The sequence below is a fragment of the Micromonospora sp. NPDC047753 genome (genome assembly GCF_040642735.1).
Taxonomy (GTDB): Bacteria; Actinomycetota; Actinomycetes; order Mycobacteriales; family Micromonosporaceae; genus Micromonospora.
The window spans coordinates 1-15,899 of record NZ_JBEYSL010000018.1 but is presented as its reverse complement, the minus strand read 5'-3'; the positions used below and the strand labels follow the sequence as shown (position 1 = coordinate 15,899).

General features: G+C 72.5%; 12 protein-coding genes. 2 read left to right on the top strand and 10 right to left on the bottom strand.

Annotated elements, in window-relative coordinates; genetic code table 11:
• Nucleotides 1-13: 13 nt before the first annotated feature.
• From ABZ749_RS03215 to prmC, 3 genes are read right to left on the bottom strand one after another with little or no spacing between them, the layout of a single operon-like run.
• Nucleotides 14-625 (bottom strand): phosphotyrosine protein phosphatase, encoded by a 612-nt coding sequence (locus tag ABZ749_RS03215; protein WP_355008069.1) that lies wholly within the window; start codon nucleotides 623-625, stop codon nucleotides 14-16.
• Nucleotides 626-1,273, bottom strand: coding sequence for an L-threonylcarbamoyladenylate synthase (locus ABZ749_RS03210; protein WP_091406475.1), 648 nt, complete (start codon nucleotides 1,271-1,273; stop codon nucleotides 626-628). It lies immediately after the preceding gene.
• Nucleotides 1,273-2,220, bottom strand: a complete 948-nt coding sequence (gene prmC / locus ABZ749_RS03205; RefSeq protein WP_357222267.1) for a peptide chain release factor N(5)-glutamine methyltransferase — start codon at nucleotides 2,218-2,220, stop codon at nucleotides 1,273-1,275. The genes ABZ749_RS03210 and prmC overlap by 1 nt, the downstream gene beginning before the upstream one ends.
• A 72-nt stretch (nucleotides 2,221-2,292) precedes the next feature.
• Here prmC and ABZ749_RS03200 point away from each other — a divergent pair, with 72 nt between their 5' ends.
• Nucleotides 2,293-3,837, top strand: coding sequence for a GGDEF domain-containing protein (locus ABZ749_RS03200; protein ID WP_357222265.1), 1,545 nt, complete (start codon nucleotides 2,293-2,295; stop codon nucleotides 3,835-3,837).
• Nucleotides 3,838-3,941: 104 nt separating this feature from the next.
• On the opposite strand, the gene prfA is transcribed toward ABZ749_RS03200, so the two are convergent.
• Both prfA and rpmE read right to left on the bottom strand, forming a co-directional pair.
• Nucleotides 3,942-5,030, bottom strand: a complete 1,089-nt coding sequence (prfA, locus tag ABZ749_RS03195) for a peptide chain release factor 1 (protein ID WP_091405908.1) — start codon at nucleotides 5,028-5,030, stop codon at nucleotides 3,942-3,944.
• A 133-nt stretch (nucleotides 5,031-5,163) separates the two neighbouring features.
• A complete protein-coding gene (rpmE, locus tag ABZ749_RS03190; protein ID WP_355008073.1) occupies nucleotides 5,164-5,388 on the bottom strand; it encodes a 50S ribosomal protein L31 in 225 nt (74 codons plus the stop codon).
• A 275-nt stretch (nucleotides 5,389-5,663) separates the two neighbouring features.
• On the opposite strand from rpmE, the gene ABZ749_RS03185 reads away from it, so the two are divergent.
• A complete protein-coding gene (locus ABZ749_RS03185; protein ID WP_357222263.1) occupies nucleotides 5,664-6,560 on the top strand; it encodes an AAA family ATPase in 897 nt (298 codons plus the stop codon).
• Between the two features lie 42 nt (nucleotides 6,561-6,602).
• On the opposite strand, the gene ABZ749_RS03180 is transcribed toward ABZ749_RS03185, so the two are convergent.
• The 5 genes from ABZ749_RS03180 to ABZ749_RS03160 form a co-directional block, all read right to left on the bottom strand.
• A complete protein-coding gene (locus ABZ749_RS03180) occupies nucleotides 6,603-10,097 on the bottom strand; it encodes a phosphodiester glycosidase family protein (RefSeq protein ID WP_357222261.1) in 3,495 nt (1,164 codons plus the stop codon).
• 180 nt (nucleotides 10,098-10,277) lie between these two features.
• Nucleotides 10,278-12,332, bottom strand: coding sequence for a transcription termination factor Rho (gene rho / locus ABZ749_RS03175; protein WP_357222258.1), 2,055 nt, complete (start codon nucleotides 12,330-12,332; stop codon nucleotides 10,278-10,280).
• Between the two features lie 296 nt (nucleotides 12,333-12,628).
• On the bottom strand, nucleotides 12,629-13,573 hold the full coding sequence (thrB, locus tag ABZ749_RS03170; protein WP_357222256.1) for a homoserine kinase: 945 nt from the start codon (nucleotides 13,571-13,573) through the stop codon (nucleotides 12,629-12,631).
• A gap of 64 nt (nucleotides 13,574-13,637) precedes the next feature.
• Nucleotides 13,638-14,882, bottom strand: coding sequence for an MFS transporter (locus ABZ749_RS03165; protein ID WP_355008078.1), 1,245 nt, complete (start codon nucleotides 14,880-14,882; stop codon nucleotides 13,638-13,640).
• An 11-nt stretch (nucleotides 14,883-14,893) separates the two neighbouring features.
• A complete protein-coding gene (locus ABZ749_RS03160) occupies nucleotides 14,894-15,736 on the bottom strand; it encodes a polysaccharide deacetylase family protein (protein ID WP_357222254.1) in 843 nt (280 codons plus the stop codon).
• Nucleotides 15,737-15,899: the final 163 nt, after the last annotated feature.

Sequence of the window (15,899 nt, the reverse complement as noted above, 5' to 3'; positions counted from 1 at the left end):
ACTCGCACCACGCTCAGGGCAGCAGCGCGCCGGCCAGCGGGTGGACCGTCTCCTCGATCTCGTCGGCGACCCGGCTGAAGCACTGGTCGCCACGACCCCACGGGTCATCCAGATCATCGGTGGTCAGCGCCGAGGCGCCGAGCCGCGCGTCGTGCGCTGCCGCCACCAGGGCCATCCCCCGGGCGTACACGGCCTCCGGGGTGGCGTCACCAGGCGGCAGCGCGGCGGTGTCCACGGCGGCCAGCAGCCGGCCGAACTCGCCCAGCACGAACGTGCGGGCCGCCGCGTCCGGACGAAGCGCCACCACGTACTCCTGCTGGTCGGCGGTGGCGGTCAGGACCAGGTCGGCGGCGTCGATGTGGTCCGAGCGCAGCTTGCGCGCGGCGAACCCCGCCACGTCCCCACCACGGCCGGTGACCTGCCGTGCCGCCGGCGGGTTCATCTCCTCGCCCGCGTGCCAGCCACCCGTGCCGGCGCTGTGGCTGTGCACCAGCTCCTCGGCCTGGGCCGGATCCTGCGAACGCCGGGTGAGCCGCTCCCGCACCGCCAGGGCCAGCAGCCGCTCCGCCATCGGCGAGCGGCAGATGTTGCCCATGCAGACGTGCAGAACAGTGAACGGTGGCACTCAGACCGCCCGACCGTCGACGAGATCCGGAACCACGTCGCGCAGCTTCTCCAACGGGATCGCCCCGGCCCGCAACAGCTGCGGCACCTCACCGGTCAGATCGACGATCGTGCTGGGCACCGGATCCGGGCAGGGGCCGGCCTCCAGGTAGGCCCGCACCGAGTAGCTGAGCTGGTCACGTGCCTCGTCAGCGGTGACCGCGGCCGGCTGGCCGGTCTTGTTGGCCGACGAGACCGCCATCGGGCCGGTCTCGCGCAGCACCTCCAACGCCACCGGGTGCAGCGGCATCCGCACCGCCACCGTGCCGGTCTTGTCGCCCAGGTCCCACTGCAGGCTCGGCGAGTGCTCGACCACGATCGTCAGGGCACCCGGCCAGAACGCCTCCACGAGGTCCCGGGCGGCCGTGGGCAGCGAGAAGACCAACCCGTCCAGGGTGTGCCGCGAGCCGATCAGCACCGGCGGCGGCATCTGCCGACCCCGGCCCTTGGCATCGAGCAGCGCCTTCACCGCGTACGGGGTGAACGCGTCCGCGCCGATCCCGTACACGGTGTCCGTCGGGAGAACGACCAGCTCGCCGTTCTTGACCGCCTCGATCGCCGCGGCGATGCCGCGGTCCCGATCGGCGGGCGATCGGCAGTCGTAGAGCATCACGAGGAGTCAGTCTGCCACGCCGCCCCGATCGGGGCGTGCTGGCCGTCCGCCCGTCGGGACGCGGTCGTGTAGCGGGGACGCCCGGTGAGGTCCAGATGCTCCGCGACAGCGGTGAAGCCGCCGTCCTGGGCGAGCAGCTCGGGCACCGCCGCGCCGTGGGTGTCGTCGTGCTCGACGCCGAACACACCCCCCGGGCGCAACAGCACCGCCGCCCTGGCGACGACCGGCCGGATCACCACCAGGCCGTCCGCGCCGCCGAAGACCGCCTCCGCGGGGTCGTGCCCGGCCACCTCCGGCGGGACCACCACGTCGTCCGGCACGTACGGCGGGTTGCAGAGCAGGACGTCCACCCGGCCCACCAGTTCGGCCAGCAGGTCCGGCGCTGTCACATCGGCCTCGACCACCTCGATCGGCCGGTCCCCCGCCGCGGCGCGCTCCGCCGCGTTGCGCCGTAGCCACACCAGCGCCCCCGCAGACCGCTCCACAGCGATCACCCGCGCTCCCGGCAGCTCCTGAGCCACCGCGAGGGCGATCGCGCCCGAGCCGCTGCACAGGTCCACCACCACCGGGTCGGGCCGCCCCTGGGCCTGCTCGACGCCCCAGCCGGCCAACAGCTCGGTCTCCGGGCGGGGCACGAAGACACCCGGGCCGACCGACAGCTCCAGGTGCCGGAACCCGGCCCGCCCGGTCAGGTGCTGCAACGGCTCACGCGCGGCGCGGCGGCGCGTCAACTCGTCGAGCCGCACCACCTGGTCGTCGCTCAGGTCGTCGGCGATGGCCAACCGACCCCGGGAAACCCCGAGCACGTACGCCGCCAGCAACTCGGCCTCCACCCGGGCGGAGCCGACCCCGGCGGCGGCGAGGGCGCGGGTCGCTCGGGCCACCGCGGCGGACGGCCGGATGGGGCCTGTCCCTTCGGGGGGGTGTTGCGGCAAAGTACTCACGACATAATCATGAAGCGTCGCGGGCGACGTGACGAACAGGTGCGCCCAGCGCGCACGACAGGAGGTTGACGCGTGGGCTGGCTCGACCGGGTCGATGACCAGGTTGACGCCCTGACGCACGCCCGGGCGTTGCAGGAGGCCAGCCGCTCCGCGGAGGCGTACGTCCTGCTGGAGCGTGTGATCCGCACCACCGACGACCCGGCGGCGCGAGCGGACGCCATGGTGCAGCGCCTCTCCGCGCTGATCAATCTCGGTCGGACGGCGGAGTTCACCCGGGCCATCGAAGAGGCGTCGGCGGCGGTCCGCGACCTCGCCGAGCCCTATCTGCACGGTCACCTCAACGCCCTTGCCGCGCTCGCCGCGCACCACCAGGGCGCACTGGACCGCTGCGTCATGCACCTCGTCCGGGCGGCCCGGGCGCTGGGCGCCGTCGCCGACCCGGACCGGGACACCGCCTGGGGCTGGCACGACCTGGCCATGGCCTACAGCTACCTCAGCTTCCACGGGTACGCCCTGGGGGCCATCGAGCGGGCCCGGCAGCTCGGGCTGACCGCCGGGATCCCGGAGGAGACGTTCGCCGCGCCGGGCATCCGGCTGCGCAACGCGGTGGCCCTCGACCACAACGGCGACAGCGACGGTTGCCTGCGGGTGCTCCGGGACGTGGCCGCCGACCTGACCCGCTTCGTCCGCGCCGGGCGGGCGGCCCAGCTACGCCCGAGCAGCCTCGCCGCGTACGGCTATGCGGCGGCTCGACAGGCCGCGCTCGGCGATCAGGTGGCGACCGAAGGCCCCGAGCCGGCCCGGTTGATGACCCACGGCGGGGACAGCGCCCGCGCCCGCGACCTACGTCAGCTCGGGCAGGTGTGCCTCGCCGTCGCCGACGGTCGGCCGATCGAGGCGGTCGCCCGACTGGACACCGTCCAGGTCTCCAACGAGACGCTCGGGGCGGCCGAGCCGGCCCGGCTGCGCAGCATCGCGTTGACCCGTGCCGGGGACCACCTGGCGGCGCACCGGGCCGACCGGCTGGCGTTCCGGCTCGCCGCGCAGCGCAACGACCGGCTGCGTGACGTCTACATCGACGGCATCGCCGCCCGCATCGACCACGAGGAGATGCGCCGTGAGGCGGCACGCTTCGAGGGCGAGGCGTTGACCGACCCGCTCACCGGGCTGCCCAACCGCCGCCGGTTGGAGCGCTACATCACGGCCGTGGTCACCCGCGGCGATCGAGTGGTGATCGGCGTCTGCGACCTGGACGGTTTCAAGGCGGTCAACACCCGGCACGGGCACCACTCGGGCGACCTGGTGCTGCAACGCATCGCCGGCGTGATCAACCGGGTGATGCGCCGGGGCGACTTCGTGGCCCGCTACGGCGGTGACGAATTCGTGGTGGTGCTGCCGGACACCGGCATGATCGAGGCCGCCGAGGTGGCCCGCCGGATCGAGGCGGCGGTCCGCCTGGAGGACTGGGAGTCGTTGGTCCCGGGCACCCCGGTCGGGGTCAGCATCGGCTTCGCCGAGGTCTCCGGTGGCAGCGGGCTGCGCGACGCGCTCAGCGTCGCGTTCGAGCAGGCCGACCGCGAGATGCTCCGCGCCAAGACCCGCCCGCGCGCAAGCTGATCACCCCTCGCGGGGTCGATCATGGAGTTGTGGTGCCCCACAAAAGGCCCACGACGCCACAATCAACCCACCACAAGTCCATGATCGACCCGGGCGGGCCGGGGTCAGCGGCGGGTCAGCTCGGTGTCGCCGGCCAGCCGGGCGGCCCGGTCGGCCTCGGTGAGAGCGTCCAGCACCCCGTCCAACTCGCCGCCGAGCGCCAGATCCAGGTTGTACGCGGTGTAGCCGATCCGGTGATCGGTGATCCGGTTCTGCGGGAAGTTGTAGGTGCGGATCCGCTCCGAGCGGTCCACGGTGCGCACCTGGGCCTTGCGCGCGTCCGAGGCGGCGGCGTCGGCCTGCTCCTGGGCGGCGGCGAGCAGCCGGGCCCGCAGGATCCGCATCGCCTGCTCCCGGTTCTGCAACTGGGACTTCTCGTTCTGGCAGGAGACGACGATGCCGGTCGGCAGGTGGGTGATCCGCACCGCCGAGTCGGTGGTGTTCACCGACTGGCCACCCGGGCCGGACGAGCGGAACACGTCGATGCGCAACTCGTTCTGGTCGATCGTGACGTCGACGTCCTCGGCCTCCGGAAGCACCAGCACCCCGGCGGCGCTGGTGTGGATCCGGCCCTGCGACTCCGTCACCGGGACACGCTGCACCCGGTGCACCCCGCCCTCCCACTTGAGCCGCGACCAGACGCCGTTGCCACCGTCCGGCACACCCTTGGTCTTGATCGCCAGGGAGACGTCCTTGACCCCGCCGAGGTCGGAATCCTGTGCGTCGATCACCTCGGTGACCCAGCCGTGCCGCTCGGCGTACCGGGTGTACATCCGCAGCAGGTCACCGGCGAACAGCGCTGACTCCTCACCACCCTCACCGGCCTTGATCTCGACGATCACGTCCTTGGCGTCGTGCGGGTCGCGCGGAATGAGCAGCTCGGCGAGCCGTTCCTCCAACACCGGCAGGGACCCGGCGATGGCGTCCGCCTCAGCCGCGAAGGACGGGTCCTCGGCGGCCAGCTCGCGAGCCGCGGCCAGATCGGCGCGGGCCTGCTCCAACTCGTCGGCGGCCTTGTGCAGCGGCACCAGCTCGGCGTACCGGCGGCCGACCCTGCGCGCGGTGGCCTGGTCGGCGTGGATGGCCGGATCGGCCAACCGCTTCTCCAGCTCCGCGTACTCGTCGAGAAGGCCGGCCAGACGCTCGCTGCTCATGCTGCGGATGCTCCTTCGACGGTGCGCGACGACCGGGCCGGGGCCGGGAGGCCAGCGGCCGGGCGGAAGTGGAGGAAAACGCGGACGGCGCCCGCGTCCGGTGAAAAACCGGACGTGGGCGCCGAACGGGGAGTTACTTGGCCTTCTTGGCCTGAACCTTGGCGTACTTCTGCTGGAACTTCGCGACCCGGCCGGCGGTGTCGAGAACGCGCTGCTTACCGGTGTAGAACGGGTGGCAGGCGCTGCAGGTCTCGGCGTGGATCGTGCCGCCCTTGGCGGTGCTGCGGGTCGTGAACGTGTTGCCACAGGAGCAGCTGACCTCGGTGGTCACGTACTCCGGGTGGATGTTTGCCTTCATCTCGCCTCGGTCCTCTCGTTGGTGGTCGCCGGGTCGCCGTCATCGCTCGTCGCGCCGTACGCGACGGGCTCGGGCGTGAACCGGAACCGGTGGCCGATTGACCAGTGTGCCATGGGCCTGAGCCGACCCGGTAATCGGGCCGCACACCTCGTCCGGCATCGTCAACACGTGCCTACCCGTCCGCATTCCCGCCGCCCGGCGGGGCATTCGCGCACCCGGCGGACCGCCGCCAGGTACCCCAGCCGGGGTACGCCCGTCGAGCCGGAGGTGGGCCGATGACCCGTCTGATCGCCACCCGGGGACTGCCCGCCTCAGGCAAGACGACGTTCGCCCGCACGCTCCAGCCGTCCGTGTCGCGGGTGAACCGGGACGATCTGCGTCGGATGCTGCACGGCGAACGGCTGTTCACCCAGTGGGCCGAGGCGCAGGTTACGGCCGTACAGCAGGCTCAGGTCGAGGCGCTGCTGCGGGCCCGAGCGGACGTCTGCGTGGACGACACCAACCTGCGCGCGCGGACCCTGCGCGGCTGGGCCGAGCTGGCCGCCCGCCACGATGCGGACTTCGAGGTGCACGACTTCACCGACGTGCCGCTGGACGAGTGCCTGCGCCGCGACGCCGCCCGCCCGGCCACCGACCAGGTCGGCGCGGACGCGATCCGCCGGCTGCACGAGCGCTACCTTCAGGGGCGGGAGTTGCCGTTGCCGGTGCCGCAGGCTCGCACCGGACGACCCGCCGTTGTGCACCCGCCGTCGACCGAGCCACCGGAGATCGTCCTGGTGGACATCGACGGCACAGTCGCGCTGGCCGTCTCCCGCAGCCCGTACGACATGACCCGGGTGGGCGAGGACCAGCCGAACGCGGCGGCGATCGCGGCGGTCCGGGCGATGCACGCCGCCGGGTACGGGGTGGTCTTCTGCTCCGGGCGGGACGCCTCCGCCCGCGCGGCCACCGAGGCGTGGCTGGCCCGGCACGTACGAGTGCCGTACCTGGGCCTGCACCTGCGCGCCGTCGGCGACGCCCGGAAGGACTCGATCGTCAAGCGGGAGATCTACGACCGGGAGATCCGGGACCGCTACCGGGTGGCCGGCGTCTTCGACGACCGCGTCCAGGTGGTCCAGATGTGGCGGTCCCTGGGCCTCACCGTCTTCCAGGTGGCCGACGGCGACTTCTGAGGTGTCCGGACGGGCCCCGCGCGTGGGGCCCGTCCGGACGGTTCACCCGGTGACGGTGACGGTGGCCTCGGCACGCGCGCCGTTCACCTCGACCGTCAGGCGTATCGGCGCGCTGGGCCGCAGTGCCGTCAGGGTGCCGGTGGCCGGGTCGAATCGGGCGATGTGCCAGGGGCGCACCCCGGCCGCCGAGCCGACGTGCACTCCCGGCGACGCCGACCAGTCGGCGCTGACCGGTGCGGCCACCGGGACCGTACGCCCGCCGGGCTGGGTCAGCGTGGCGGTGACCGCCACGGGGGTGCCGACCGCGACGCTGGCCGGGGCGGCCACGGTGAGGCGGTCGGCGTGCGCGTGGAACTCCGCGTCCACCCAACGCGGGCCCTCGGCGAGGGGGTCACGACGGGCCCGGTCGGCCTCGGCCGGGGTCACCGGGTCCACGCCGAACTCCGTCCAACCGGTGAAGCCGCCCTGGTCGGCAGGGGTGGACGGCGTCTTGCCGGCGTTGCCGTTGATCACGTACGGCACCCCGTCCACCCGGTCGGCGTGAAAGGTGCCGACGTGCCCGCCCACGAACAGCGCGCCCTTGCCGGTGCGGTGCTGGAAGTCGGCCAGCCACTGTTCCAGCAGCGCCGCCTCCTTGCGGTCGCCGAGCTGGCTGGCCTGCGCCGGGCTGGGGTCACGCGTCGGGTGGTGGTGCAGGACGACGACCGAACCCACGCGCCGGTCGGTGGCCGCGGCGTCCAGCGTCTCGCGGAGCATCCGTACCTGGTCGAAGCCTCCGCCGCGCAGCGTCCCGGTGGACGAGTTCAGCGTGACGAACCGGGTGCCGTTGTGGTCGAACACCCGGGAGGTGGCACCGAACGCGGCCGCGAAGTTGCTGATCGGAGCGCCCATGATCTCGTGGTTGCCGGGCACGTAGTACCAGGGCAGCGCGTCGCCCAACTCCTCGTCGAGGATCCGCCGGGCCAGCGCGAAGTCGGCCGGGTAGGCGGTGTCCACGAAGTCGCCGTTGATCAGGAGGAAGTCCGGCCGGGCCGCCAGCACCTCGCGCAGCGTCCGCCGGGCCTGGGCGACCAGGTCGCTGTCCGGGTCGGCGGCGACGAACTGGGCGTCGGAGAGCACAGCGAACCGCCACGACGCGCCGTCGACAGTGCCGTCGCGGACCACCACCCGATCGGTACGCGGGGCCACCTCCGGCACGTCGACAGTCGGTGGCACCTTCGCCACCAGGTCGTCGATGATCACCTCGCTGCTGTACTGCGCCGCGGCGTTCGTCTCGGCCACGTAGAAGCGGCGTACCCGCACCGGGTACTGCACCCCGGCCGGCACCGCGAACTCCACGTACCGCCAACCGGTCCAGGTGATCAGTGGGCCACGCAGCACGTGTTGCGTGTCCTGGGCGTCGTGCAGGTGCAGGCTGGGCCATTCCCCGGTGCCGTTGCCGTGGATCCACATCCCGAAGGCCTGCGGTTGACCGGGCACCTCGATCCAGGCGGGCGGGTCGGCGTACGCGGCCCGCGTGCCGGTGGACTGGCTGAAGTCGTACGACATTCGCAGGCCGGTGCCGGTGTGCCCGGGCGCCGGCGCCACCGAACCGCTGGCACGGGCCTGACTGAACCGCCAGGACGCGGCGTCGTCGAAACCGGCGACCGGCACGTCGGTCAGCCCGACGGTGACCGGCAGGACAGCGCTCGTGCGTCCGACGTGAACGGTCACCAGGCCGGAGCCGGCGTCCCGTAACGCGGCGATGGACAGGTTGCCGTCCCCGGTGGGGGTGATCCGCAGCAGGTCCCGGTCGTAGTCGAGGGTGAGGTCGTCCGGCTCGATCGGCGCGGTGTTGCCTTCGGCGTCGTACCCGACGACGCCGACCAGGGCGTCGCCGTCCCGGCCGGTCAGCCCGACCCGCGGCGCGGTGGTGCCGATCCGGGCCAGCGGGCCGAGCACCGTGAGATTCAGCGAGCCGGTGACCCGCCCCCGTCCGGCGGTGACCGTGCTGGCCCCCGGCGCGGCGGCGTGGAACACGCCGTCACTGTCGACCCGGCCGCGTACCGCCGGGGTCGCCCGCCAGGTGGGGGCGCCGGACGCCGGGCCGTACGTCTCGTCGTAGCCGGATGCCGTGAGAATGCGGGTCAGCCCCGGGAAGACCCGGTCGGGCCGTCCACCTCGCACCGGTGAGACGCCCGGGGCGGCGGTGGGGTCGCTGGCCGTCTCGACCCAGTAGCCGGTGAGTCGCCCGCTGCCCTTCGGCGCGTAGATGGCCAGGCCGTTGGGCACGGCCCGCTCGCTGCCGTCGGAGGGGCCGTTCTCCAGCTGCACGGCGGGCGCGCCCGGCTCCCGGGCCAGCAGCGTGGACGATCCGCCACCGTCCAGGTTGAGCGCGTGGTGGGCGCCCAACTCGGCCATCATCCGGCCCATCTCGGACTGCGTCACGCCTCGGCTGTCGACCTGACGGCCGTCCACCGTCAGCATGATCATTTTTCGACCGTCGGCGCTGAACCCGACGGCGGTGCGGGGTGCGAGGGTCGGGTCGGCGATGGCCTGCACGACGCCGTCGCGAACGAGGACGTTGCCGCCCCCGACCGCCGCGTGCAGGGTGCTGCCGTCGGACGGCTTCGGCCGCCAGGCAACCGCCACCGGGTCACCGGGGCGCAGACCGGCAAGCGCGTCCGCGCCGAGGTCGCGGCCGAGCAGCACGGTGCTGCCCGCGACGATCGGGCCGCTACCGGCCACGCTTTCCACCGCGGCCACCCGACCGCCGGTGACGGTGACCTCGACCACCCGGGCCGCGCCCTCCACGGCACGCTGCCGGGAGTACGTCCCCCACAGCTCGGTGAAGGCGCCGATGCCGTCGGCCTGCACCATGTTGTTGAACTGGGTCAGCGGGACGGGCCCGGTGGGCAGGGCGGCGCTGCCGTCGAAGTTCACCTCGATCACCCGCCCGACCCCGTTGGTGGTGACCGCCACCGCGTTGCGATGACCGCTGACCCCCGACTGGATCAGCTCGCCGTCACGGACGCCGACGCCCTGGGCGGCACCGGAGTTGTTGATGTCGAAGAAGTCGCCGTTGACCGCGGCGACAGCGCGCGACTGGTCCACCGCCTTTCGCAGCGGCTCGGCCCGGCTGACCGCACCGGAGTTGACGTAGTCGACCGTGGAGCCGCCGGCCAGGTCGGTGGTGAGCGCGTCGGCGCGCAGCCAGCCCTCGGCGTCGTACCGGTCGAAGGACGTCAGTTGCACGCCCGGCGCGACCGGCCGGGTGGCCTTCGTGGTCTCCAGCCCGCCGGCCGGCTCCAGACCACCAGCGTCGGTGGTCGGGGCGGTCGCGACCGTCGGCGCGGCGGACAGGCTGACCGAGCCGGCCGGGCGGGAGGACGCGGGCGGCGTGTCCTCGGCGATGGTGGGTGATGCCACGGACGGTGAAGCCGGTGTGGGCGGGTCGATGGTGGGCGCGGCGGTGGCCGGCGGCGACAGGGCCAGGGCGAGCAGCGGCGTCAGCAGCAGGACGCCGGTGCGGCGGGCGGATCGTCTGCGGGTACGCATGGACGACAGTCAACCCGGCAATGAATAGAAGTTTCAATACCTGTCGACTGAACCGAAGGAAAATTCCATCACCTGACGGCGCGGGCGTCATCTCCCGCCGGCTGCGGATGTCGGGCCCGGGAACATGACGAAGGGGCACGGCCGCGATGGCCGTGCCCCTTCGTCGTCACCCGGGGACGGTTACTCCCCCGGCGTCGACTTCGCGATCTGCATCAGGAACTCGATGTTCGTGCGGGACTGCTTGAGCCGGTCCAGCAGGAGATCCATCGCGGCCTGCGAGTCCAGCGAGTGCAGCACCTTCCGGAGCTTGTGGATGATGGCCAGCTCTTCCGGTGCGAGCAGGACCTCTTCCTTACGCGTACCGGACGGGTTGATGTCGATGGCCGGGAAGGTCCGCTTGTCGGCGATCTTCCGGTCCAGCTTCAACTCGGCGTTGCCGGTGCCCTTGAACTCCTCGAAGATGACCGTGTCCGCCATGGACCCGGTCTCCACCAGCGCCGTGGCGATGATGGTCAGCGACCCGCCGTTCTCGATGTTGCGGGCCGCGCCGAGGAAGCGCTTCGGCGGGTACAGCGCCGTGGAGTCGATACCACCCGACATGATCCGGCCGCTGGCCGGCGCCGCCAGGTTGTACGACCGACCGAGCCGGGTCACCGAGTCGAGCAGCACGACGACGTCGTGCCCAAGCTCGACGAGGCGCTTGGCCCGCTCGATGGCCAGCTCCGCCACTGTGGTGTGGTCCTGCGGCGGACGGTCGAACGTGGCCGCGATGACCTCGCCCTTGATCGACCGCTGCATGTCGGTGACCTCTTCGGGCCGCTCGTCCACCAGCACCACCATCAGGTGGCACTCCGGGTTGTTGCGGGTGATCGCGTTCGCGATCGCCTGCAGCACCATCGTCTTACCCGCCTTGGGCGGAGACTGGATGAGTGCCCGCTGGCCCTTGCCGATCGGCATGACCAGGTCGATGACCCGGGTGGTGAGGATGTGCGGCTCGGTCTCCAGCCGCAGGCGCTCCTGCGGGTAGAGCGGGGTGAGCTTGTAGAACTCCGGACGACGCCGGGCCTCCTCGGGCTCCATCCCGTTGATCGTGTCCAGCCGCATCAGCGGGTTGTACTTGTCGCGCCGCTGGTCGCCGCTGTTGCCGCCCTCTCGGGCCGCCCGCACCGCACCGGTGATCGCGTCACCGCGGCGCAGGCCGTACTTCTTGATCTGGGACATCGAGACGTACACGTCGTTCGGGCCGGCCAGGTAACCGGTCGTCCGCACGAAGGCGTAGTTGTCGAGCACGTCGATGATGCCGGCCACCGGGACGAGTACGTCATCCTCGTTGACCTGCGGCTCACGCCCGCCGGTGTCGGTACCGGTCTCGGTACGCTCGCCGCGCCCACGGCGACGGTCCCGGAAACGGCTGCGCCGGCCGCGCCGGCCGCCACCCTCGTCGTCGTCGTCGCTGTCCCGCTCGGCACGCTGACCACGGTCGTTGCGGTCGTTGCGGTCGTTGCGGTCACCGCGGTCGGGTCGGTCGTTACGCTCGGCCCGCTCGCCCCGGTCGGAACGCTCGCCCCGGTCGGAACGCTCGCCCCGGTCGGCACGCTCGGTCCGCTCGCCCCGCTCGGTCCGCTCGGTCCGCTCGGCACGCTCGCCCCGGTCGGCACGCTCGGCGCGCTCCGGACGCTCGGCCCGGTCGCGGCGGTTCTCGCCACGCTCGGCCCGCTCGCCGGCTTCCGCCTCGTCGCTACGCGGCTCGGTCGTCCGTGCCTCGGTCGCCCGCGCCTCGGTCGCCCGCGCCTCAGCGGGGCGAGCCTCGGTGGTACGGGCCTCCGCCGTTGCGGTCCGGCTCCGCCGGGTGCGGCTACGGCCCTCGGTCTCGGCGGCCGGCTCGGCCGGCGCCTGCTCGGCACCGCGTCCTTCGGCTGCCGGCCGGTCGGCGGTCTCCCGCACCTCGGCGCGCACTCCCTCACGGGTCGGGGCGGCCGCGGCCGCGACCTCGGCCCGTGGTCGAGGGGTCCCGGCGGCGTTGCCGCCCTGCCGCTCGGAAATCGCGGCGATCAGCTCGCCCTTGCGCATGCGAGCCGTGCCGGAGATGCCGAGCGACGCAGCCAGGCTCTGCAGCTCTGGCAGCAGCATCGCCGACAGACCGGTGCCGCTACGCCGACGACGGGCGGGAGCGGCTGCGGTGGCATCGCCAGCGACGTTGGAAACATCCGACGTCACGTCGGTGGTGTCGCTCAATGGATTCCTTCCCTCGATAGGCCGGGACTGCCCGGAGTCGGAGCTCAGGTGGCCGGGCGGCCTCGGTGCACCCGCCTCGCAAGGACGCGTCGCGGGAGTCTGTGACACAGCAGCCGGTCGGTATCCCGACTCACCAACGTCGGTGAGCAGGTCTCGCCGTCTGCGGCGACCTGTGGAAACTGCGGTGCGGCGTGGGCCTTTGGCAGGGGTAGACGGGCTGACCGCCGAGAGCTTCGGGGGTGCGCCGCCCCGCAGGAGATCGCGTGCTTCGCGGCTGTGCTAGGTCTAGAGCGTAATCAACTCTTCCGACCTGCGGCAACAGGGTCCCGCTCGGCGTGTCCAAGTCTACCCCGTGCGACCCGCGCGCCGCTGACGTCTATCGGTAACTGCCAGATCTCCCAGTCTGTTCCCACTGGGAAGCCCGCCGGAGGCTGACTGAGCGCCAGCACAGTCGGCCCCGCCCCACTGACCACAGCTGCCACATCGGCCGCACGCAACGCGCTGACCAGGGCAGACGTGTCTGGCATCCCGGCTGCGCGGTAATCCTGATGGAGTCGGTCGACGGTCGCCGGCAGCAGCAGGGTCGGGTCCGTGGTGAGCGCGTGCACCAGCAGCGCTGCCCGCCCGGCGGTCAACGCGGCGTCACCGTGCGGCACGGTTGCCGGCAGGGCCGCCCGTGCGGTCGCGGTCAAACCGCGTTCCGCCGGAACGAAAACAGTGGGCCGCACCGCTGCGGCGACCGGCAGCGAAACCGCCCGTGCGCCGCTCGGCTCGGACCAGGCCACAGTGAAACCGCCGAGCAGGCACGGTGCCACATTGTCGGGGTGGCCCTCGATCTCGGCTGCCAGTCGCAGCGCGCCGGCGTCGTCGAGGCGCTGCTCCCCATCGACGACCAGGGCACGGGCCAGCAACACCCCGGCGACGATCGCGGCGGACGAGGAGCCCAGCCCACGTGCCTGCGGGATCCGGTTGACGCACTCCACGCTGAGCCCCGCGGGGTGGGCCCCGAGCACGTCGAACGCGGCGCGCATGGCCCGCACCACCAGGTGCCGGTCGTCGTCGGGTAGCTCACCGGCGCCCTGCCCGCTCACTGTCACCCGGACACCGCCCGAGGCGACCTCGGCGGCCACGTCGTCGTAGAGCCCGAGGGCGAGACCCAGCGCGTCGAAGCCCGGGCCCAGGTTGGCGCTGGTCGCCGGGACGCGGACCCGGACCGGCTCGGCGGTGAAGTTCGTCGGCACGCGCCCATGCTAGGGCTCGGGACCGACGAACCGGTCCCGCACCCGCTGCCTGGGACCGTCGAGTTCAGCCGGCCGGGTCCGGGACCGGCTCGACGGCCGGATCGGTGAGCGACAGCCGGCGGGTGGCGATCCGCCAGCCGACCGCGTACACGAGGGTGATCAGACCGCAGCCGGCGAGCACCACCCGTTCGTCGACCGAGTCCACCACCAGGGCCACCGCCAGTTGACTCACCGAGATCGCCAGCGTCGCCAGCATCATGTCGGTGGCGAAGACGCGGCCCCGCAACCGGTCCGGGACTTCACCCTGAAGGGCGAAGTTCGACATCACCCAGTTGCTGCCACCCGCGAAGTGCGCCACGAAGACCAGCAGCAGCACCAGCGGAAACCATCGCACCACCGAGGTGCCCAGGTAGGACAGGCCGTAGAGCGACATGGACAGCGCGAGCCCGGGCAGCAGCCAGGCCCGGTTGGTCAACACCCGGCGCATCAGGATCGGCCCCACCAACGCTCCCGCGCCACGTACGGCGAAGAGCAGGCCGGCGCCGAGCGGGCCGACACCGTACACGCCGGCCAGCAGCGGAAACACTGTCAGCACGCCGTTGCCCAGGCCCACCGCGGACTTGACGGTGACCAGCGCGAGCACCCGGGGGCGGTGACCGATGTAGCCGAGCGCCTCGCGGACCGCCGACCAGGTTCGCTGGGCCGGTTGGTCGGCGTCCCGGGGCGCCTGCAACGGCCGACGGATCCGGGTGGCGAGGGCCGCGGCCGCCGCCAGGCCCACCGCCGCAACCCAGAAGCAGACGTACGGGCCGGCAGCGGTGCTGAGCACGCCACCGAGCGACGCACCGACCACGGTCATGGTGCCCCAGGCCGAGCCGGCGACGGCGTTGCCAGCGGCGAGTTCGTGGGGCTCCAGCACGTTGGGCAGCGCGGCCTGGGCGGCCGGCGAGTAGAACGCCTTGGCGACCGCCACCACTCCAATGGCGACCAGCGCCAGCCACGCGGTTCCGGCGTTCCGCACGCCGAGCAGCAGCAACACGCCCGCCAGCGCGGCCACGTTCGCCGCGATCATGATCTTTCGGCGGTCGAAGCGGTCGGCGATGGTGCCGGTGTACGGCAGCAGCAACGCCACGATGCCGGTGTCCACGGCCAACACCAGCGCGCCCCAGACGCCGCTGCCGGTCAGGTGCGGCAGCAGCACCAGCAGCGGCACCATGACGAACCAGTCGGCGCCGAAGACCACAAGCTCGGCGAGGAAGAGGTTGCGGAAGCTCCGATTGCCGGTCAGAACCGAGAGGGTGGACGCCACGGAGCGCGACCCTACCTGGTCGGTGTCATACCCACACCCGCTCCCAGCAGCGCCGAAACCGTGACGAAGGTGTAACCACGCGACCGTAGCCCGTTGATCATGTCGGTCAGACCCCGCAGTGCGACCAGCCGCCGGTGCGCCCCCACATCGTGGCCGAGCACGATCGTTCCCGGTCGAACCTCGGCCACGATCCGTTGGGCGTGACCGGCCGGATCGTCGGGGAACTGGCGCTCCACCATCTGCAACGACCAGAGCACCAGCCGATAGTCCAGCCGGGCCGCCGCGTGCAGCACCGCCCCGCCCAGGTGGCCGTACGGCGGGCGGAGGAGCGCCGGCGGCACCCCGGTCAGGTCGGCGATCGCGTCGTGGCTACGGCGCAGGTCGTCGTACGCCTCGGCGGCGTCCAGTTCGGCCAGGTCCCGGTGTTCCCAGCTGTGGTTGCCCACCTCGTGCCCGGCGAGCCGGTCGCGGACGACGTCGGCGTGTCGACGGACCTGCGCCCCGACCATGAAGAAGGTGGCCGGCACCCGGTGCTGGGCCAGTGTGTCGAGCACCATGGGAGTCCACTGTGGTGCCGGCCCGTCGTCGAAGGTGAGGGCCACCAGGCGCTGGCTGGTCCGCCCGGACCAGACGACGTCCACCGCGCCGGAGCCGACATCCTGTTGGCCGTTGCCGAGGGTGGCGCTGGCGGGGCCGCCGGCGATCGGCATCCGGCGATGGGTGATCCACCACGCCTCGGAGGTCCCCGCGCCGATGGCCACACCGCCCACCACCAGCAGGCCACGGCGCAGCAGGTCGCGTCGGCCCCACCCGCGCGCGCCCTCGGCCAGCTGCCCGCCCCGCTTCACCCGCACCCCCACCCGTCTACGAGGAGTATGCAAGAAGTTACACAAAGTGTGGGGTGGTCGAGTCGGAGTGTTTTCGGTCGAATGAACCGCGAACGCCCCCGGCGACAGTCCGCCGGGGGCGTTCCGAACCGCTCTGCGACCTACTCGGTCGGCTCCGCCGGAGGCAGCG

Bases quoted from the DNA above. Each gene is read 5' to 3' on its own strand.
- ABZ749_RS03210 (WP_091406475.1), bottom strand. From the start codon at position 1,273: ATGCTCTACGACTGCCGATCGCCCGCCGATCGGGACCGCGGCATCGCC.
- prfA (WP_091405908.1), bottom strand. From the start codon at position 5,030: ATGAGCAGCGAGCGTCTGGCCGGCCTTCTCGACGAGTACGCGGAGCTG.
- rpmE (WP_355008073.1), bottom strand. From the start codon at position 5,388: ATGAAGGCAAACATCCACCCGGAGTACGTGACCACCGAGGTCAGCTGC.
- ABZ749_RS03185 (WP_357222263.1), top strand. From the start codon at position 5,664: ATGACCCGTCTGATCGCCACCCGGGGACTGCCCGCCTCAGGCAAGACG.
- ABZ749_RS03180 (WP_357222261.1), bottom strand. From the start codon at position 10,097: ATGCGTACCCGCAGACGATCCGCCCGCCGCACCGGCGTCCTGCTGCTG.